Source organism: Xanthomonas protegens (assembly GCF_038442435.1).
Taxonomy (GTDB): domain Bacteria; phylum Pseudomonadota; class Gammaproteobacteria; order Xanthomonadales; family Xanthomonadaceae; genus Xanthomonas_A; species Xanthomonas_A sontii.
Map to the genome: position 1 here is coordinate 59,103 of NZ_JAQJCQ010000019.1, position 19,664 is coordinate 78,766.

The 19,664-nt window shown below is 65.3% G+C and carries 21 protein-coding genes; 19 read left to right on the forward strand and 2 right to left on the reverse strand.

All coding sequences use genetic code 11. The features are described from left to right. Nucleotides 1-55: 55 nt before the first annotated feature. The gene (locus PIQ37_RS18465) at nucleotides 56-766 is read right to left on the reverse strand and encodes an FAD-binding oxidoreductase (RefSeq protein ID WP_342074597.1); all 711 of its coding nucleotides are present in this window, start codon (nucleotides 764-766) and stop codon (nucleotides 56-58) included. Between the two features lie 137 nt (nucleotides 767-903). On the opposite strand from PIQ37_RS18465, the gene PIQ37_RS18470 reads away from it, so the two are divergent. The 19 genes from PIQ37_RS18470 (at nucleotide 904) to PIQ37_RS18560 (ending at nucleotide 18,439) form a co-directional block, all read left to right on the forward strand. Then, entirely contained in the window at nucleotides 904-1,905 is a 1,002-nt protein-coding gene (locus PIQ37_RS18470; RefSeq protein WP_342074573.1) for an ABC transporter ATP-binding protein, read from the forward strand. 19 nt (nucleotides 1,906-1,924) lie between these two features. Beyond that, entirely contained in the window at nucleotides 1,925-2,740 is an 816-nt protein-coding gene (locus PIQ37_RS18475; protein WP_342074574.1) for an ABC transporter permease, read from the forward strand. A gap of 684 nt (nucleotides 2,741-3,424) precedes the next feature. Next, nucleotides 3,425-3,700 carry a pilus assembly protein gene (locus tag PIQ37_RS18480; RefSeq protein ID WP_152182379.1) on the forward strand — a complete coding sequence of 92 codons (276 nt, stop codon included), beginning with the start codon at nucleotides 3,425-3,427 and terminating at the stop codon, nucleotides 3,698-3,700. Nucleotides 3,701-3,871: 171 nt separating this feature from the next. Further along, entirely contained in the window at nucleotides 3,872-5,365 is a 1,494-nt protein-coding gene (locus PIQ37_RS18485) for a pilus assembly protein TadG-related protein (protein WP_342074575.1), read from the forward strand. After that, nucleotides 5,362-6,159 (forward strand): hypothetical protein, encoded by a 798-nt coding sequence (locus tag PIQ37_RS18490; RefSeq protein ID WP_342074576.1) that lies wholly within the window; start codon nucleotides 5,362-5,364, stop codon nucleotides 6,157-6,159. Before PIQ37_RS18485 ends, PIQ37_RS18490 begins: the two co-directional genes overlap by 4 nt. A gap of 10 nt (nucleotides 6,160-6,169) precedes the next feature. After that, on the forward strand, nucleotides 6,170-7,000 hold the full coding sequence (locus tag PIQ37_RS18495) for a TadE family protein (RefSeq protein WP_342074577.1): 831 nt from the start codon (nucleotides 6,170-6,172) through the stop codon (nucleotides 6,998-7,000). Next, nucleotides 6,997-7,689, forward strand: a complete 693-nt coding sequence (locus tag PIQ37_RS18500) for a hypothetical protein (RefSeq protein WP_342074578.1) — start codon at nucleotides 6,997-6,999, stop codon at nucleotides 7,687-7,689. The genes PIQ37_RS18495 and PIQ37_RS18500 overlap by 4 nt, the downstream gene beginning before the upstream one ends. Then, complete coding sequence (locus PIQ37_RS18505) at nucleotides 7,686-7,895, forward strand: hypothetical protein (protein ID WP_153751785.1); 210 nt, start codon at nucleotides 7,686-7,688, stop codon at nucleotides 7,893-7,895. Before PIQ37_RS18500 ends, PIQ37_RS18505 begins: the two co-directional genes overlap by 4 nt. A 21-nt stretch (nucleotides 7,896-7,916) precedes the next feature. Next, nucleotides 7,917-8,750, forward strand: coding sequence for a Flp pilus assembly protein CpaB (gene cpaB / locus PIQ37_RS18510; protein WP_342074579.1), 834 nt, complete (start codon nucleotides 7,917-7,919; stop codon nucleotides 8,748-8,750). Nucleotides 8,751-8,956: 206 nt separating this feature from the next. After that, complete coding sequence (locus PIQ37_RS18515; RefSeq protein ID WP_342074580.1) at nucleotides 8,957-10,333, forward strand: type II and III secretion system protein family protein; 1,377 nt, start codon at nucleotides 8,957-8,959, stop codon at nucleotides 10,331-10,333. 30 nt (nucleotides 10,334-10,363) lie between these two features. After that, nucleotides 10,364-12,088 (forward strand): ATPase, T2SS/T4P/T4SS family, encoded by a 1,725-nt coding sequence (locus PIQ37_RS18520; RefSeq protein ID WP_342074581.1) that lies wholly within the window; start codon nucleotides 10,364-10,366, stop codon nucleotides 12,086-12,088. Next, nucleotides 12,088-12,936 carry a type II secretion system F family protein gene (locus PIQ37_RS18525; protein ID WP_152182375.1) on the forward strand — a complete coding sequence of 283 codons (849 nt, stop codon included), beginning with the start codon at nucleotides 12,088-12,090 and terminating at the stop codon, nucleotides 12,934-12,936. The genes PIQ37_RS18520 and PIQ37_RS18525 overlap by 1 nt, the downstream gene beginning before the upstream one ends. Next, nucleotides 12,933-13,823 carry a type II secretion system F family protein gene (locus tag PIQ37_RS18530; protein ID WP_342074582.1) on the forward strand — a complete coding sequence of 297 codons (891 nt, stop codon included), beginning with the start codon at nucleotides 12,933-12,935 and terminating at the stop codon, nucleotides 13,821-13,823. The genes PIQ37_RS18525 and PIQ37_RS18530 overlap by 4 nt, the downstream gene beginning before the upstream one ends. Beyond that, a complete protein-coding gene (locus PIQ37_RS18535) occupies nucleotides 13,820-14,206 on the forward strand; it encodes a DUF192 domain-containing protein (protein ID WP_342074583.1) in 387 nt (128 codons plus the stop codon). The genes PIQ37_RS18530 and PIQ37_RS18535 overlap by 4 nt, the downstream gene beginning before the upstream one ends. Further along, a complete protein-coding gene (locus tag PIQ37_RS18540) occupies nucleotides 14,203-14,871 on the forward strand; it encodes a TadE family protein (RefSeq protein WP_295843392.1) in 669 nt (222 codons plus the stop codon). Before PIQ37_RS18535 ends, PIQ37_RS18540 begins: the two co-directional genes overlap by 4 nt. Nucleotides 14,872-14,969: 98 nt before the next feature. Next, nucleotides 14,970-15,479, forward strand: a complete 510-nt coding sequence (locus PIQ37_RS18545) for a hypothetical protein (RefSeq protein ID WP_342074584.1) — start codon at nucleotides 14,970-14,972, stop codon at nucleotides 15,477-15,479. Nucleotides 15,480-15,505: 26 nt separating this feature from the next. Continuing rightward, the gene (locus PIQ37_RS18550; protein ID WP_342074585.1) at nucleotides 15,506-16,639 is read left to right on the forward strand and encodes an OmpA family protein; all 1,134 of its coding nucleotides are present in this window, start codon (nucleotides 15,506-15,508) and stop codon (nucleotides 16,637-16,639) included. Between the two features lie 168 nt (nucleotides 16,640-16,807). Further along, entirely contained in the window at nucleotides 16,808-17,752 is a 945-nt protein-coding gene (gene panE, locus PIQ37_RS18555; protein ID WP_342074586.1) for a 2-dehydropantoate 2-reductase, read from the forward strand. Nucleotides 17,753-17,935: 183 nt separating this feature from the next. Continuing rightward, nucleotides 17,936-18,439, forward strand: coding sequence for a hypothetical protein (locus PIQ37_RS18560; protein WP_017914907.1), 504 nt, complete (start codon nucleotides 17,936-17,938; stop codon nucleotides 18,437-18,439). 344 nt (nucleotides 18,440-18,783) lie between these two features. Here PIQ37_RS18560 and PIQ37_RS18565 read toward each other — a convergent pair whose 3' ends face one another. Then, nucleotides 18,784-19,581, reverse strand: a complete 798-nt coding sequence (locus PIQ37_RS18565) for a TatD family hydrolase (RefSeq protein ID WP_342074587.1) — start codon at nucleotides 19,579-19,581, stop codon at nucleotides 18,784-18,786. Nucleotides 19,582-19,664 lie beyond the last annotated feature (83 nt).

The window sequence follows — 19,664 nt, forward strand, 5'->3', positions numbered from 1 at the left end:
AGCAATCGCGGCTGAAGCCGCGCCTACGCGGGATGTCCGGCGCCAACAGCGGCCGCTACTTGCTGCTGACGTACTTCTCGCGGCGGATGTGCTGCACCGGGAGGCCGGCGTCCTTCAGCGCATCGAAGCAGGCATCGACCATGTTCGGATTGCCGCACAGGTAGGCGATGTCGCCTTCGGCCTGCGGCGCGAATTCGCCGAGGAACTGCTGCACGTAGCCATGCCGCACGTCCGGATGCGGCGCCTCCGGCAACTCGCGCGAGAAACACGGCACGAAGCGGAAACCGGGATGCGCATCGGCGAAGGCGCGGAATTCGTCGCCGTACAGCAGCTCGGCCGGGGTCCGTGCCCCCAGCAGCAGCACCACTTCCACGCCGCGCTCGGCCATCGCCGCTTCCAGCAGCGGCAGCATCGAGCGGTACGGCGTGACGCCGGTGCCGGTGGCGATCAGCAGATAGCGACGGTTGCTGTCGCCCGGCTGCAGGCAGAAACGTCCGTACGGGCCGCTGGCGCAAACCTGCCCGCCGATCTCCAGGCCTTCGAACAGCGCGGTCGCCGCGCCGCCGGCGACGAAGCTGACCGCGATCTCCACGGTGGCATCGGCCGGCTGCGCCGGATCGTGACGCGTGGCCAGCGAGTAGCTGCGCTTGGTCGCGGTGCCATCGGCATAGTGGAAGTGCACCTGCACGAACTGGCCGGGCACGAACGGCAGAGGTTGGCCATCATCGCGGACGAAGCGATAGTGGCCGACGGCCGGGGCCAGCATGTGGCGGTCGACCAGTTTCAGCGGGAATTGGGCAGGCACGGAGATGCAACAGTCTGTGGCCGGGGGCGACCCCACGAGGTCTTCTATAATAACGGCTGCACTTCTCCTGCGCCGTCGATGCGGCGCGAAGGCCCGCCTTGACTCCCGCACCTGCTCTTTCTCCCCAGACGCCGGCGCCCGCCCTGCGCGTGCGCGACCTGCGCAAGACCTACGACAACGGCGTGCAGGCCCTGCATGGCGTGTCGCTGGACGTGCTGCCCGGCGACTTCTTCGCCCTGCTCGGCCCCAACGGCGCCGGCAAGTCCACCCTGATCGGCATCATCAGCTCGCTGGTCAACCTCAGCGCCGGCCAGGTCGAGGTGTTCGGCACCGACCTGAGCAGCCAGCGCAGCGCGGCGATGCGCCTGATCGGCCTGGTGCCGCAGGAGATCAACTTCAACCTGTTCGAGAAACCCTTCGACATCCTGGTCAACTACGCCGGCTTCTACGGCATGCCGCGCGCCGAGGCCGAGCGTCTGGCCGAAGTGGAACTCAAGCGCGCGCATCTGTGGGAGAAGGCCCATGTGATGAGCCGCACCCTGTCCGGCGGCATGAAGCGGCGGCTGATGATCGCCCGCGCGATGATGACCCGGCCGCGCCTGCTGATCCTGGACGAACCCACCGCCGGCGTGGACATCGAGATCCGCCGCGACATGTGGCGCGTGCTGCGCGAGATCAACGCCGCCGGCACCACCATCATCCTCACCACGCACTACCTGGAGGAAGCGGAGAGCCTGTGCCGCAACCTGGCGATCATCGACCGCGGCCGCATCGTCGAGCAGGGGCCGATGCGCGCCCTGCTGGCCAAGCTGGACGTGGAAGGCTTCTTGCTGGACATCGACGGCGAGTTGCCGGCGCAGTTGCCGGCGATCGAGGGCACCACCCTGCTGGCGCAGGACGCGCACACCCTGGACCTGGACATGCCGCGGGCGATGGACCTCAACCGCGTGTTCGCCGCACTGGGCGACGCCGGCATCCGCGTGCGCTCCATGCGTACCAAGAGCAATCGCCTGGAGGAACTGTTCGTGCGCCTCACCGGCGAGCACCGCGATGCCGCTGCGGCCACGACCGGCACGGCCACGCCGTCCGCCACTCCCTGATGCCCCCACGGCGACGACCATGACCACCCAGACCGATTCCACCCTTCCCGTTTCCGACGCCACGCCCGCCCAGCGCAACTGGGTCGCGCTGGGCACCATCGTGCGCCGCGAGGTCAAGCGCATCCTGCGCATCTGGGGCCAGACCCTGGTGCCGCCGGCGATCACCATGACCCTGTACTTCTTGATCTTCGGCGGCCTGATCGGCTCGCGCGTGGGCGACATGGGCGGCTACAGCTACATGCAGTTCATCGTCCCCGGCCTGGTGATGATGAGCGTGATCCAGAACAGCTACGGCAACATCAGCTCCAGCTTTTTCGGCGCCAAGTTCGGCCGCCACGTCGAGGAACTGCTGGTCAGCCCCATGCCCAACTGGGTGATCCTGTGGGGCTACGTCGCCGGCGCGGTGCTGCGCGGGCTGATGGTCGGCGTGATCGTGCTGATCATCGCCATGTTCTTCACCCCGGTGCGCATCCCGCACCCGCTGGTGACCCTGACCACCGTGTTGCTGGGCGCGACCATCTTCTCCCTGGCCGGCTTCATCAACGCGGTCTACGCGAAGAAGTTCGACGACGTGGCGATCGTGCCGACCTTCATCCTGACCCCGCTGACCTACCTGGGCGGCGTGTTCTACTCGGTCAAACTGCTGCCCGGCTGGGCCGAGGCCGCCACCCACGCCAACCCGATCTTCTACATGGTCAACGCCTTCCGCTACGGCCTGCTCGGCAGCAGCGACGTGCCGGTGTGGGTGGCCTACAGCCTGATGCTGGGCTCCGTCGCGGTGCTCGCGGCGCTGGCGCTGTGGCTGCTGCGGCGCGGGGTGGGGTTGCGGAGCTGACGCGCCAGCGTCCCTGGCGCCTCACCCTCCAGGCGGCTGATACCACCCGAGGCACGACGCCAGGCGGCGTCGCCACAGAGAACATCTTGCGTCGCCCAAGGGCTGCGCCAATACGGCACGGCGAGGACGGCGCATAGCCTCTCGCCATCGGCGCCATTGCTTGGTGGACGAGGCGACACGGGGCGCATCCGGCCCTTGCACCGCGTCAGCAAGCACCGAGGACCGTCGCATCCGGCGTGCCGGGACCTGAGTGCACCGGCGCCCCCAGTCGCCGCGTCGCGGCGGATACACGCCGTGTCCCGGATTGCAGTCGGTGTCATCCGCCGGAATATCCGCTACGCGTCACACGCGAATCTGACGGTACGCACGGCGCGACTGCACCGAATTCACAATTGTATATTCCATACGGGATCGCACGCGTCCAAAGTTTGACTCGATAATGTGATGCAAACCTAGTTAAGCGCCAATTTATTAACGCTAGTTTTCTTGTAACGGCAATAAGCCGACGCTACAGTGCACACGTCCGCTACACACCATCTCTTTACTGGACGTAAAGCGCGGGCCGGAGACCAGCTTCGTCTCCGTGAACGACTTCACTTAATGAACCCATGTCGCCACACGTTGCCGCGGGGCACGCTTGTGTGTTGCCGGTGATTGGGCGATCGAGCCAAGGAGAGGAATCAGATGAAGATCCAACGCAAGCCCATCCGCTTCGGCCGCAAACAGCAAGGCCAAGGCATGACCGAGTACATCATCATCGTGGCCCTGATCGCGATCGCGGCGATCGGCGTGTTCACGTTCTTCGGCGGTACGGTCCGCGCACAGGTCGCTGGTATGGCGCAGGAATTGTCCGGCAAGGACGCGGACCAGATGATCCAGCGCGCCGGTACGCGCGCAGACAAGGCCCAGGGCCAGGCCGACAAGGACAAGGGTATGGCCGCCTACAACGGCAACAAGTAACGCCCTTGCCACCATCTGCCCGGCCATGGGCAGATGGTGGCCTGCTGCCGATCTCTCGCCAGAAGCCGTACGCAGGCTTCTGCAAAGTAGCTAGCAACCCAATCCCATGGAATCCGCAGGGTCCGACGCGTGCGTCGTGCCTTTGGCGGGGTATTGCCCGAAGGAAGCCGCATGGTGATCATCGCCGCCAATCCCTCGACCACGATGGTCGCACCAGCGACATCCTGTGTCCGTTCCAGGATGCAGGGGCAAGCCATGCCGATGGTGCTGGTATTCCTGATTGTGCTTTGCGTGGGCCTGCTGGTGACCTTCAACACCGGGCAAGTGGTTAGCAAGAAGGTCGAGCTCACCAATGCCGCCGATGCCGCGGCCTACAGTATCGCCGTCGAGCAGGCGCGCGCACGCAATTTCGCCGCCTATCTGAATCGTGGACGCGTCGCCAACGAAGTGGCGATCGCGCAGATCGTGAGCCTGAACTCCTGGCTGACCATGGCCCACTCGACGTCCGTCCACTTCGAAGAGTTCGTCGAGGCCGCCGAAATCGTGCTGTTCTGGATCCCCCCGCTCAGCAGGGTGTTGGACGGCATCCGTCGCGCAATGAAGCAGATCAACACTGCACTTAAGGGCGTCAGGAGTGGTTTTCTGGCCTTTGCCGACGGACAAATGGTCTTTCTCGATCAAACGCTCGACCAGTCCTATGCGACAGCAGCCAATTTTGCCCTCGCCGACTTCGCCTCGGAGGCCAACGTCTTCGCCATGGCCAGCAAAGTGGTGAAAGACAATGTTCCCGACGCCGACCTGACCTTGGTTGGCAAAGGCGTGCTGGCGAAGAATGTTATTTCCGCAGGTGACCAACTCCAGAGCTATACGCCTGGCAAGCGAAAGGGCCTGAACAGCACAAACGTTGGCGGCGAGCGCTACCGCAACGTTGTCATGGCGTCGCGCGACACTTTCACCCGCGCGCGTAACGGCACGGCGCTGGGCGTGTTCAACAACAATGGCGGCACCGACATGGTCGAATACGATCGCTGGTCGGCCGTGGATACATTCCAGTTCAAGCTCTTCTTCTTCGAGTTCCCGCTTGGCTGGGGAGGAACCCAGGCGGTGGGAAACCGCATGCCGAGGTTCTTCGCCGGCATGAATAATGGGCGAGGGTGGAAATCGCCGTACGATAACCATACCTATGAGGCCTACAACGGAATCACTCGCACCGACATCGCCGGAACGCTCATCGAAGGCGACCCCGCGGTCAAGGAAAGCTTCAACCGCAGCAAGGCGTTTCTAAACAATTACAAGGTCGGCCTGAGCCCGGAGTACCGGGACGTAAAGGCTGCCTACTCGCAGCAGCCAGACGGCGCAAACGCCGGACCGATTTACACCGTCGAGGTCGGCACCGATGTCGACAAGGCTCGCACCAGTTCCGCGCTGAAGATCGGGAGTGGACGCATGCAGCTCAAGGACCAAGCCCGCGGCAACCAGTTGCGTGCGATGGCCAGCGCGCAGGTCTATTTCAACCGGCCCCACGAACTCGCTGCTTTTAGGCGCTCGGTCTGGGGTAAGGGCGACAGCAAGTTCGAGAAAGGCAGCATGTTCAGCCCCTACTGGCAGGCTCGCCTGGTGGAAACGCCCGACTCCGACCGCGCGCTCCTGGTGGCTGCTCCATGATGTTCAAGCTCAATCCATTCCGCATCATGGCGCTTTCTTGCGTGGCATCTCTGGCGTTTATCGGCGGCTGCAAGTCGCACGATGCGACCGACGGCGACACGGGCGAGGACCCTTCGTCTTCCGTCAGCGGAGTCAAGTCGCTGCCTGCCCTGCACGTGGTGCTGACCTGGGAGTCGCTTCTGGGAGGGGAGAATCTGCAGCGCAAGAACTATCAGGCGAAGCTGGATGCCTGCCGTGGCTCGGTCATGCCGACCCGCGCGCTTTCGCCACAGGAGGAAGCCAAGCTGGGAACGGGCGAAATCGAGATCATGATCGATGCGCACCGCCAGTTCGCTCACCAAGTCAGCTGGACACTGGGTGCCGACGGCGACAGCGGACAGACAGCATGCTTGATCAAGCTTGAGGAACACACGGACAAAGATACCGTCGAAGACGCCGACGGCATGTACATGGCAATTGACAGCAGCACACGTGCACAGGACCGCCAGACCTTTCAGGCCGCCGGCTGGACACTGACGGGCGAAGGCCAGGTCAAGGGCCAACCCTGCACTCGCTGGCAGAACGGCAAGCAGGAGGTCTGCATGTGGTCTGGTGGAAGCAAGTGGGGCTTTTCCGAATCGCCCGCCGATGCAGCCGGCTGCACGATAGACGCCGTGGGCGTCTACCTACAGGCCATTCCGCTGGAGGCCAAGCCGCTACGGGGCGGCAACGGTTGCGTGCTGCAGGTCAAGTCATTCAGCCTCGGCAGCGGTCTGATTCCTTCCAACGTGGCGGGTGGGAAGGAAGAAAACTAGGAGACGCAGGATGAAGACGACGCTCTTTGCACCAGCGCGCAGGATGCGCGGACAGGGGATGGTGGAGCTGGCGGTCTGTGCCGCCGTGCTGGTGCCGCTGTTTCTGCTGATCCCGGTCGTCGCCAAGCTGGGACACAGCAAGCAGATGGCGATGCAGGCGGCCCGCAATGCAGCCTGGGAAGCGAGCGTGGCCAGAAATTACCAGCCACCCAGCCGTGCAGCTCTGCAGAGCAAGGCATTGGACCGCAATTTCGCGGACGCCGATGCGCCGATCACCAGTCGTGCGTCCGGTGCCAGCGGCGGGTCCTTCTCCGACCAGATGCTCAATACCTTCTCGAACCAGAAGCTGCTGGAAAAGCGCGACCTGTCGATCACGCGTACCGCCAACAAGGGCTCTCCCGGCTACGTCGACGATGCAGCCAATGTGCTGCCGAAGAACTATTTCGACAACGCCTTCCCGCCAAATAGGAACGGCTACGTCACGGCGGAAGTGACGCTGAACTATCGCGATCTGAAAACCACAGATGGTCGACCCGCGCGCTACCTCGAACCGTTGGACAACCTCAACCTGGTCGATAAGCGTCATCAGACCCTGCTGACCGATGCCTGGAATGCCTCTGGCCCACGCAGCGGTGCGCGCAGCGTCATTGCCACCGTCCGACCGTTGGCGCCGGCCTCCTACTTCCAGGGCCTGGATCCCCTCATCGATACGCTGAAGCCATTGAAGCCGATTCTGCCGATGGTGGGTTCTCTCGGCGATCTGGAGATTGGCACCATCGAACCGGATGTCGTTCCTGCCGACAAGCTGGCCGACTACCCGCTGAAGCCGAGTAAGCCATGAACGCAGGGTTCTCCCACCGCATGCTTACTGGCGGACTCTACGCACTCCTGTCCGGTTTTGTTGCGGAACCGGTGCATGCGCTGGACTGGCCGGAAGTGCCGGTCCCCGATCAGGCCACGGGCGAGATCGTGTCCGATCACATGCTCTACAACGGCATTGCGATGCGCGCCAGCCGCTTTCGCGTCGCCCAGTCACCGCAACAGATCGAGCAGTTCTACCGCAAGCAATGGGGCAACACCGTCGTGGCCACGCCGATGGGCAACAAGACCGTGCTTGGACACATGACCAGGGACGGCTACTACATCACGGTGGAGTTGAGTGGAGACACCACGCGCACACAGGGGCAGATCGGGGTGATGGAACTGCCAAAAAAAGATCTCCCCGCCGATGGGGTCGGCAAGGGCTTCGGCCGACTGCCCGACACCCAGGTCGCCGAGGACATCGTCTACATGGACACCCCGCGTCATGTCAGGACGTTGAGCATGCTCAACCAGTACACACCGCTGCAAAACCAGCAGTACTACTCACGGCACTTCGCCGGGCAGGGCTATGCCCGCGACGACTCGTCATCGGCGTGTACGGCAAGCAGTCCGCATTGCGTTTCCCGCTTCACCCGGCGGGACGAGCGCGTCACCGTCACCTCGAGCCGGGAAAAGACCGGCACCGTGATCGTGGCGGTGGTCGAATGAACGCGCCTCCGCTGCTCGGCCGACGCCTGCAGCGCGGCCAGTCCACGATCGAATATACCGTGGTGGTCATGGCGCTAGTGATCGTGCTGATCGCCAAGCCCGACCTGATCACCGAGGTGGTGACAGCCCTGAAAGATCTCTATGCCGCCTTCGTCTACGCCATCTCGGCGTCCGACGTGCTGGTTGATTCCCTTCCTTCGCGATGACCTGCCGACGGCGCATCTTCAATGCAGAAACCCAAACTCAGCAAGAACGTTCTTTTCATCCTGATCGCAGTGGTCATGGCCGGCCTTGCCGCCTTCATCGCGGTCAGCTACATCCGCACCACGGTCGCCGAACGCACTCAGGACAACCGGCCGATGGTCGACGTCGCGGTGCCGGTGAACGATCTGCCGCAGGGTGCCATCCTGCAAGGCGGCGATCTGGCCCTGCGTACGATCCCGGCCGAATTCGCGCCGGCCGATGCGGTCACGCCCGACAACCACACCCAGTTCGAAGGCAGGATGCTGCGCGCACCAGCACGCGGCGGTGCGCCCTTGAGCGCCAGCGCCCTGGTTCCGCTATACGACCAGTTCTCGCGGCTGATTCCCAAGGGCAAGGTTGCCTACACGATGAGTGTCGACGAGAACAATTCGATCTCGGGCATGATCGCGCCGGGCGACCTGATCGACATCTTCTTCGTCAAGGACGCCACCACAGGCGGCAACGGTGGCCAGGGCACGGGCGCGCAGGTGTTCCCGCTGCTGCAGAAGATCAAGGTGCTGGCGGCCGGCAGCCGCATCGGCGAGGCACAGGCGCCGAAGGAAGGCGAGGAATCGAACACGTCCGCCGGTTTCTCCAGCGTCACCCTGGAGCTGGATCAATACCAGGCCAAGCAGCTGGCCGTTGCGTCCAAGGTTGGGGCAGTGCGCGTGCTGCTGCGCGAGATCAAAGACACATCGCCAGGCGCGGCAACGGGTATGAGCGAGAGTCAATTGTTGCGGTCGCTGGGATCAGGCGATTCGGCGGACACGGGCAGCGGAAGCAGCCGCGTTGAGTTCATCATTGGCGGAAAGGGTTAAGCATGACGCAAGCAACACGTTGCAGGAGCAAGGCCGGAACATCGGCGCCATGGTTGGCCGGCTTGCTGCTGGCAGGCATTGGGGGATGGAACGCATCGGCGCAACAGACCCCACCCCCTGCCGCAGCGGCAAGGCCGGCCGCGCAGGCCGCTGTGCCAGCGGCCGGGCAGCCAGCGGAAGCTCCATCGGCGGAACAGGCGCGGCTGATGGCGCAAGGGCGTCAGGTCGACCAGTTCAAGCAGTCGGTCGAATCGCAGATCCAGGAACTGGGCAACAGCGGCTCATCATCGGGCGGCGGCGGCGCCCTGGCAGGCGACAAGAAACCCTCCGTCGCTCCGCTGATCCAGTCCTCGCAAAGCATCTATGCCGGCGAAGCGGTGGTGCGGCGCGTACCCGGGGCCTTGCGCCGCATCGCGGTCGGCGACGGCGACGTGCTAAGCGTTTTCTCGGTTGGAAAATCCGAACTTGTCATGATCGGGACCAAGCCCGGTGACACCAACGTGCACCTGTGGATGGCCGACGGCAGCCAGCGCGACGTCAACGTGACGGTGAGCGGCAGCAAGTCCGAAGGCGCTGCGGACACCGTGCGCGAGCTGTTGGGCAATACACCGGGCCTCACCGTGCGGGCCATCGGCGCCAACGTGGTGATTTCCGGCAACGATGTCGACGCCGCGACCACGGCAAAGATCCAGGCGCTGCAGAAGATCTATCCGCAGGTGTTGAACTTCGCCGGCGCCGACCCGGTGGGCATGCGGCCGATGGTGCAGATGGACGTGTCGATCATGGAGTTCAACAAGAACTCGGTCGAAGATCTGGGCATCCGCTGGGACAGCACCATCGATGGTCCGATCGGCGGCCTGATCCGCGACGTGACCACGAACAATTACTTCCGCGTGCTGCCGCAGAACAACCAGACCTTCCAGGACATCAAGGATCAGCTGCCTACCAGGCTGCCCGGGCCGCAGGGCTACTTCGGCATTGCCACCACCATCGCCTCGAAGATCAACCTGCTGATGAGCCGCGGCAAGGCGTGGGTGCTGGCGCAGCCCAAGCTGAGCGCCAAGAGCGGCAGCAACGCGACCTTCCTGGTCGGTGGCGAAGTGCCGATCGTGGTGCCGTCGATCCTCGGCCAGACCCAGATCGAGTACAAGGAATACGGCATCCGCCTCAACATCAACCCGACGGTCAACTCGTCCAATCAGGTGAATACCTCGATCATGGCCGAGGTCAGCCGGATCGATCCGTCGGTGTCGGTACAGGGCGTTCCCGGCTTCCTGACCCGGCGCGTGGAGACCGAGCTGAACGTCAATGCCGGCCAGACCATCGTCATCTCCGGTCTGCTCGATCGGGAAGCCTCCAAGGCCGTGGACAAGCTGCCGCTGCTCGGCGATATCCCGATCCTCGGCAAGCTGTTCCGCTCCGATGGCTTCCGTGGCAACAAGACCGAACTGGTGATCTTCGTGACCCCGCGCATCGTCAGCCCGACCTCGCCGGAGAACCTGCAGGATCTGCAGCGTGCCGAAGGGATCGAGAAGGAACTGCAGAACGAAATCAGTCCGCGGCAAGACAAGTTGATCAAGTAACCCACCCCACGGAGCGCAAGGTTCATCGCCATGTTCACAGTGCTGATCAATACGCCAGGAGGCGACACGCGTCAGGTCAAATGCATGCACCGCGAGTGCGGCATCGGCCGCGCCGATGCCAATCTGGTGATGCTGCAGGGCTGGAACATCGCCGGCAAGCACGCCACCCTGCTGCGCGAGGATGACGGTGTCTTCATCCTTCCGCTGGGCGGGCGCGAGCCGATCACGCTCAACGGCAAGGTGGTGCTGGCCAAGCAGGGGCCGATCGACGGCAAGGACGAGATCCGCATCGGCCAGTACATGCTGAAGGTCAGCGGCGACGATGCACGCATCGCCCGGCAAACGCCCGCCGCCAACGACGGCGTAGCGGTCAGGCCCGCGGACGCACCCGCGGCAGCCACCGAAGCCGCGACCGACCGCCAGCCTGCCGCGCCCGCCGCGACCGACATGGTGGTGGCCGGGCCGCCGCCGTCGGATATCGCCACCTGGCGCACCAAGTTGCACATGGCGCTGGTACGGCAGATGGACCTGCGACGCATGGACGTGCGCAGCATGGACGACAGCGCGTTGCGCGACAGCACCATCAACCTGATCGACGACATCCTCAAGCGCGAGTTCAGCGATCTGCCGGCGGACATCAGCCCACGCCGGCTGGCCAAGCAGGTGCTGGACGAGGCGATCGGGCTGGGGCCGCTGGAAGACCTGATCGACGATCCGACCGTCACCGAGATCATGGTCAATTCGCACGATGACATCTTCATCGAGCGTGCCGGGCGCATCCAGAAGTCCGAGGTTGTGTTCTCCAACGAACGTGCCTGCCTGGCCGCGATCGAACGCATCGTTACGCCCCTGGGGCGGCGTATCGACGAAAGTTCGCCGCTGGTCGACGCGCGCCTCAAGGACGGCTCGCGCGTCAACGCGGTGATCCCGCCGGTGGCCCTACGCGGACCGAGCATCAGCATCCGCAAGTTCGCCACACGCCGGCTGATGGGCGAGGACCTGTTGAAGTTCGGTTCGCTGAACGAGGCGATGCTGGAGTTTCTGATCATGGCGGTGCGCGAGCGCCGCAACATCGTGGTGTCCGGCGGCACCGGCTCGGGCAAGACCACCCTGCTGAACATACTGTCCAACTTCATCCCGGACGGTGACCGCGTGGTCACCATCGAGGATGCGGCCGAACTCAAACTGGTGCAGCCCAACCTGGTGGCGCTGGAAGCCCGCCCGCCCAACATGGAGGGCAAGGGCCAGATCACCATCCGCGATCTGGTCAAGAATGCGCTGCGCATGCGCCCGGACCGCATCGTGGTCGGCGAGTGCCGCGGCGGTGAGTGTCTGGACATGCTGCAGGCGATGAACACCGGCCACGAAGGCTCGCTGACCACCGCGCACGCCAACAATCCGCGCGAGACGCTGTCGCGCCTGGAGGTGATGGTGATGATGGCCGGCATGGAGCTGCCGATGGTAGTGGTGCGCGAGCAGATCGCGTCGGCGGTCAACCTGATCGTGCACCAGCGCCGCTATCCCTGCGGTTCGCGCAAGGTCAGCCACATCACCGAAATCACCGGCATCGAAAGCGGCACCATCCAGATGCAGGACCTGTTCCTGTTCAAGCCCACCACCTACCATGGCCCTGACGGCAAGGTCGCCGGCAACTTCGTCGCGACTGGCGCCGTGCCCGAGTTCTACGAGGAACTCGCCGAACGCGGCGTGTCGGTGGATCTGGGCATCTTCCGCAACCAGGGAAGCGCACGCTGATGGCACTGTGGCTGATCGCCTTGCTGGTGTTCGCCGGGACCGTGACGGCCTTCCTGCTGATCGCGCGCTCCAGCGAGCAGTTCCTGAAGCGCTACCGCGAAAGCTTCATGGATCAGGCCCGCATGAACCTGGCGGACATGTTCCTGTTCCTGGATCCGGCCCAGGTCTACATGATCAGCGCCGTGGTGATGGTGGTCATTCCACTGATCATCTGGATGCTGACCGGCAGCCTGATCATTGCGGTGTTGGTCGGCATCTTCCTGCTCTTTGCGCCGCGCAAGATCTACGCCTTCCTGCGCAAGCGCCGGCTGGAGCAGATCCAGGAACAACTTCCCGACGCACTGCAGATGCTGTCCAGCAGCCTGCGTGCCGGCGTCGGCTTTGCACCGGCGATGGAGGTATTAGTCCATGATGGGCAGCCGCCGCTGGCGCAGGAACTTGCGCTGGTGCTGCGTGAGCAACACATGGGCCTTCGCGCCGAAGAGGCGATGGAGAACTTCAGCAAGCGCGTCCCCATCACCGATGCCGAATTGTTCGTCTCGGCGGTCAACATTTCGCGCGAGGTCGGCGGCAATCTGGCGGAGACCTTGGCGACCCTGGCCGAGACGCTGCGCCGGCGACTGACCATGGAGAAGAAGGTGAAAGCGCTGACCGCGCAGGGCCGCCTGCAGGGCATCGTCATGGCGATGCTGCCGGTGTTCCTGATCGGCTATCTCAGCCTGATGTACAGCGAAACGATGCAGCCAATGTTCCATAGCTGGCATGGCTGGTTGGTGATCACCATCTGCCTGGTCATGGAGTATCTGGGCTACCGCCTCTGCAAGAAGATCATGACGATCGACGTATGACCTGGATGCTCGCCCTCGTCGCGCTTCTTGCCGCCGGCGCCGTCGCGCTGGTGGTCATCGGCACGCGCGGGGTGATCCGCGAAGTCGAGCTGGAAGACCGTACCTACTACGACCCGCTGCCGCGACTGATGCAATTGATGTGGCCGCTGGTGACGGTGCTGACCCGGCGCATCGCCCCGCGCCTGAGTGTGGCGCAACTGGAACAGACCCACCGCCAGCTGCAGGCGGCCGGCCAGGACTACACGCTGACGCCGGAAGAGTTCTATGGCCTGCGCATGGCCAGCGCGCTGGTGGTGATCGCCTTCTTCCTGCTGTGCACCGGCATGCTTGGCCATCTCGGGATCGGCTCGGGCCTGATGTGCCTGCTGTTCGGCGGCGTGCTCGGCTGGCTGTATCCGGCACTGTGGCTGGGCGAGCGCCGCAAGGCGCGGCAGAAGACCGTGGTGCGCGACCTGCCGATCTACCTGGATTTCATCACCATGTCGGTCGAGGCCGGCCTGAACGTCACCGGCGGCATCGAGCAGGCGGTGGCCAAGGGACCGGCCGGTGCGCTGTCGCAGGAGTTCTCGCGCATGCTGCGCGACCTGCGCGCCGGCCTGCCCCGTGCCGAGGCGCTGCGGCGCATGGCCGAGCGCATGGACATCGCGCAGATCACCAGCTTCACCAGCGCACTGATCCAGGCCGACAAGGTCGGCGCCAACCTCAGCGACACCTTGCGCGCACAGGCCAACCAGCGCCGCGAGGAACGTTTCCTGCGCGCCGAGAAGCTGGCGCTGGAAGCACCGGTGAAGATGATGCTGCCGCTGGTGATGTTCTTCTTCCCACTCATCTTCCTGTTCCTGGGCTACTTCATCTACTTGAAGATGCTGCAGGAGGGCATCCTGTGAAGCGTGGATGCATCGAGCGCAGCGCCGGCATCCCGATCCCGCAGGTGTGGGCGGCGGATACCTGGTGGTCGCGCGCGCGCGGGCTGCTGGCGCGCCCGGCGCTGGCCACCGATGGATCGGAGGCCTTGCTGATCCGTCCGTGCGCCAGCGTGCATACCATCGGCATGGGCTATCCGTTGGATCTGGTGTTCCTGGGCCACGACGATGTCGTGCTGGAGTGGCGCGAGAACGTCAGGCCGTATCGCACCGCGATGTGCAGGCGAGCCGCGACGACCATCGAGTTCCATGGCGGTGCGCTGGACCGTCTACAGCCGCAATGCGGCGAACGCTGGCACTGGCGCGCCACCGCGCCGGCGCCTTCCTCTACCGGAGCCATGTCATGAAAGCACGCGTCCGCGCCCTGCGCAGCCGCTCGTCGATGCGCGGCCAATCCATGGTGGAACTGGTGATCATCACGCCGGTGCTGCTGTTCCTGTTGCTCGCCGTCATCCAGGCGGTGCTGCTGTACCGCATGAAGTCCACGCTCGATTACGCCGCGCTGATGGCGGCGCGCGCGGGCGCGGTCAGCGGGGTGGATCGCATGGAGATGCGCAAGGGTTTCGCCAAGGGCATGATGCCGCTGTATGCCCACGACACCGGCCAGGCCGCGCTCGAGATGGCGTACGCCAAGGCCTTCGCCGACCTCACCCTGCACGGCCGCATCACCGTCATCAATCCCACGCGCGCCGCATGGAGCAACTTCCGCGAGCGCCAGTACAACGGCCAGTACGCATTGCCCAACGACACGCTCGCCTACCGCAGCGACGCGGTCGGCAGCAGTGGTGTCAATGTGCAGGACGCGAACATCCTCAAGATCAAGGTGGTCTACGACGCACCCTTGGTCGTTCCCTTCGTCGGCTGGGTACTTGGCGGGAAGTCGCAGTACCTGAAGGCCGGCACGTTCGAATCCTCTCCGCTGCAGCCATTCACCAATCGCCTGCCCATCGAGAGCTACGCCATCGTACGCATGCAGTCGCCCATCTACACGCAGGGCAACCTGGACAAGTGATGCGTCGGTGCGCACTGCTGGCTTGCGCTGCGGTACTGTGCCAGGCCGCTTTTGGCGAGGTACACGCCGAAGACGCTGCATTCTCTGGCGTCGCCCAGGTGACGACCAACGAGCTCGGCGGCCTGAGCCGGATCCAACCGCGCGGCGCGGCGCAGCCGGCGATGGTGTTCTTTCGCGACGACGCGTTGCGGATCCAGTTCCAGGATGCCAGCGGTCGGTCATATGCGCTGATCCTGGCGAAAGATGCACCCACCGGTTGGATCGTCGGCCAGCAGGGCGGCGCGATGCCCGTTCCCGGGATGCGCTGGCCGCTACGCTTCGATCCAGAGCGCCCCTGCGCGGGTCTGGGCATGTTCGCCGATTGCCAGCGTGGCGACAGCGGCCTGCGCGCGGGCCGCGACGCGGTGCAATGGCGGTATCGCCTGGCCAACCCGGATGGGCCCGGCAGGACCCGGCAAGGCACGATGTGGCTGGATCGCGAAACCGGCCTGGTGCTCGCCTATCGCGGCAAGACCGGGCTGGAACAGCAACAGCAATGGGACATCCAACGCGTCGACTACGGTTCGCAGCCGGATGCGCTGTTCCAGCCACCCGACCTGGCGCACTGATCGCGCCTCTGTCGCGATCCAAACGTGTGTCGCCATTGTTGATCGGCGCGGGTTCATGGTTCTGCAGCAAGATCGGCCGATCGCGACGTTACACTAGCTTGGTTCGTCCCCCGACAAGGAGTATCTCCGTGAAAAGAGCAGTAGCGGCGACGTTGGCCCTGGCCGTCATCGCAAGTCTGAGCGCCTGCAAGAAGCACGAGCAAGCCGCACATCCCGACGATCAGGCGACGGCCCCCGCGGCGACCGCCAGCGGCGCGCAGGAAACTCCCGCGGCCCAGTCCTCTGCCAGTACGGCATTCGATCCGGCCAGCCTGCCGGTGTCCGACGTCCCACTGGGAGATTTCCCCTACATCGCGCTGCCCGCCGGCTATGTCACCGGCAGCACGCCGGACGTGGCAGACTTCGATCAGGTGCCGTTCTGGACCGGCGATCGCCTGCAACCGGTCGAGGGCAAGGTCTGGTCGGCGCACATCGACGCGGCACAGGGCAAGACCTTCTCCGATCTGGAACTGGAACGCAATATCGAATCCGTTGTCACCGCACTCGGCGGCAAGAAGATCTTCGACGGCAAGCTCCCTGAAGCGGCCACGCAGAGAATCAAAGAGTGGCCACGCAATATCGCAAGCAAGTACAACAGTGGCCTTGGCGATATCTGGAACAACCCGGCGCAGGTCTTCGTCGTGCATCGCGCTGACCGCGACATCTGGATCCACCTGTGCAGCTACCAGTTCGGCGGCGGCCTGCTGATCGCCGAGACCAAGCCGCTGCAGGTCACCGCCAGCCTGCTGCCGGCCAGCGAACTGAAGACGCAGATCGACAAGACCGGCAAGGTCGCGCTGCACGTCAACTTCGCCACCGACAAGACCGACATCCTGCCCGATTCGCAGCCGCAGATCGCGCAGGTGGTGCAATTGCTCAAGCAGGACGCCGCGTTGAAGCTGGCCGTCAACGGCTACACCGACGGCACCGGCGATGCGGCGCACAACAAGACCCTGTCGGAGGGACGCGCCAAGGCAGTGGTCGCCGCGCTGGTCGCGCAGGGCATTGAGGCATCACGTCTGACCGCAGCCGGCTTCGGCGACGCCGACCCGGTGGCGGACAATGCGACCGAGCAAGGCAAGTCGCAGAACCGCCGCGTCGAGCTGGTAAAGAAGAGTTGAGCCGCACCGGGTACCGCTGCATGCGGTCACCCTGATGTGTGCGGGTCGCGGTGCGGCGCAACGGCATGGCCGATTGCGCCGCATCGTCGACAGGACCGCACGCGCGCCCGCTTGCCGGCATGCGTTCCCGCAGTCGGACGCCTTCCACCCCATGGCGATCCACGTCTCATGCGTATCCTGATTCTCGGTGCCGGCGCGACCGGCGGTTACTTCGGCGGACGCCTGGCCCAGGCCGGCGTCGATGTCAGCTTCCTGGTGCGGCCGCCGCGGGCCGCACGCCTGCAGCGCGACGGCCTGCGCATCCGCAGTCCGCGCGGCGATGCGGCGATCGCGGTGAGCACGCTCACCGCCGAGACGCTGCCCGGCGCGGCACAGGCGCGGCCGTTCGATCTGGTGCTGCTCAGTTGCAAGGCCTACGACCTGGAAAGTTCACTGGACGCGGTGGCGCCGGCGGTGCACGACGGCACCAGCGTGTTGCCGATCCTCAACGGCCTGCGCCACTACCGGGCGCTGGATGCGCGCTTCGGTGCGGAGCGGGTGATCGGCGGGCTGTGCTTCATCAGCGCGGTGCTCGACGCGGACGGCGCGATCCAGCACCTGGCCAAGCCGGCCTCGCTGACCTTCGGCGAGCGCGACGGCCGCGGCGCCGACAGCGCGCGCGTGCGCGCCCTGGCCGCGGCGTGCGCGCAGGCCAACGTGGATCATCTGGCTGCGCCGCGGATCGCGCAGGAGCAATGGATCAAGTACACCTTCCTCACCGCGCTGGCCGCGGCCACCTGCCTGATGCGTGCGCCGATCGGGCGTATCGTCGCCAGCGACGATGGGGTGACGCTGGTGCGCGGCCTGTATGCCGAATGCACGGCGGTGGCCGCGGCCGCCGGCGAACCGGTGCCCGAGGCGGCGCAGGCCAGCGCGCTGCAACTGCTGACCCAGCCAGGCTCGCCGATGAAGGCCTCGATGCTGCGCGACCTGGAAGCCGGACAACAGGTGGAAGCGCAGCAGATCGTCGGCGACATGCTGGTCCGCGCCCGTACCGCCGGGCAGGACGCGCCGCTGCTGATGGCGGCGTACTGCCACCTGCAGGCCTACCAAGCCGGTCTGCCCGCGCGCTGAGGTTTACCGCGGGACGCCGGTGCCGCGCGCAATGCGCCCCTGCCCTGCGCACGCCAGCCACGGTGCTCCGGGCAATGCCGTACCCGCGACGTCTCGAGGATGGCCCTGCATCTTCGCGCGCCGCTGACGCGCCTGGCGCCTATGCTCGCCCACCACACAGGGGGCCAGCGAGCGGACACGCACATGGAAAAACTGTTCCGCGGCGGGCATTTCCTCATCATCCTGCTGTTCCTGCTGTGCGCGGCCGGGCTGATCTGCATGGCCGTGCTTGAGCTGTGGCACGGCCTGACGCCGGGCGGCGAACTGGTGGTACGCGATCGCTTTAACGTGGTGCTGGAAGCGATCGGGCTGCTCACCGTGGCGCTGGTGACCCTGGAACTGGGCCAGACCATCTACGAGGAAGAGGTGCAGCGCGACGTCAAGGTCAGCGGACCAACCCGGGTGCGCCGCTACCTGTCGCGGTTCTTCGTGGTCATCGTCATCGCCCTGGCGATCGAGACCCTGGTGTCGATCTTCGAACTGATGCACGACGATCCGTCCAAGCTGCCCTACGCCTCGGCGGTCGGCCTGTGCGCGGCGCTGCTGCTGATCGCCTGGGGCGTGTTCGTCAAGCTCAACCGCAGCGCCGAGGAACTGGAGCCGGAAGCCATGGCCGAAGCCAAGCGCGAGGACGCGCAGGTCGATTGAGGCGGGTGGGCGCCACCGGGGCAGGTCGACTCACGTTACCCACGTGGGAGCGGCTTCAGCCGCGAAGAATGGAAGCCCAACGCCGACTGACACCGTCAGGCGTCGGGACTGAAGTCCCTCCCACAAGAAAATGCCAGCCCACTGCGTCCAGGCTCTCCAGCGGCGCATCGGCCAGCACGTTCGCCTAGAGGATCGACATGGGCACCGGACCATCGGCCGCGACCGGGTGACAGGTCGCGGCTGAAGCCGCTCCTACAAAAGACGCGTACAGCCAAGCGCGCTTTTACGAATCCCCAATCCCCAATCACGAATTCCCAAACACGAAACCCGCCACGTCGACGTACTCAGCCCGGCATCGGCAAACGGAAGAATGTCCGCGCGGCAGCAGTGCTGGCCGCGGCGACCGTGGCCACGTCCTCGCCGCGGTCGCGCGCCAGTTCCTCGACGATGTGTGCGAGGAACGCCGGTTCGTTGCGGCGGTCCTTCGGCGTCGGCTTGAGCGTGCGCGGCAGCAGGTAGGGCGCGTCGGTCTCGATCATCAGCCGCTCGGCGGGAATGTGTTTCACCAGCTCGCGCAGGTGCGCGCCGCGGCGCTCGTCGCACAGCCAGCCGGTGATGCCGATGTACCAGTCGCGATCCAGGTAGTCGAACAGTTCCTCGCGGCTGCCGGTGAAGCAATGCACCACCGCCGGGCCGAGCTTGCCGTCGAACTGGCGCATCAGCGCCATGAAGTCGGCATGGGCGTCGCGCTGGTGCAGGAACAGCGGCTTGCCGGTGTCCACCGCCAGCTGTAGCTGCCGCTCGAAGGCGCGGTGCTGCGCCGGCCGCGGGGAGAAATCGCGGAAGTAGTCCAAACCGCACTCGCCCACCGCCACCACTTCGGCATGCGCATGCAGCGCGCGCAGTTCGGCGTCGCATTCGGCGGTGTACTCCGCCGCATGGTGCGGATGCACGCCGGCGGTGGCGTACAGCACGCCCGGATGCTGCTGCGCCAACTGCAGCGCCAGCGGCGAGTGCTCGCGGCTGGCGCCGGTGACCACCAGTTGCGCGACGCCGGCGTCGCGGGCGCGCTGCAGCACCGCGTCGCGGTCGCGATCGAAGGACTCGTGGGTGAGGTTGGCGCCGATGTCGATCAGGGTCATGCGGTTGCGCGGGAATCAGCCGGGAAAGCGGCCAATTGTACGGGCCATGCGCCCACCGCCGCTCCACGGCGGCGCGGCGGCCA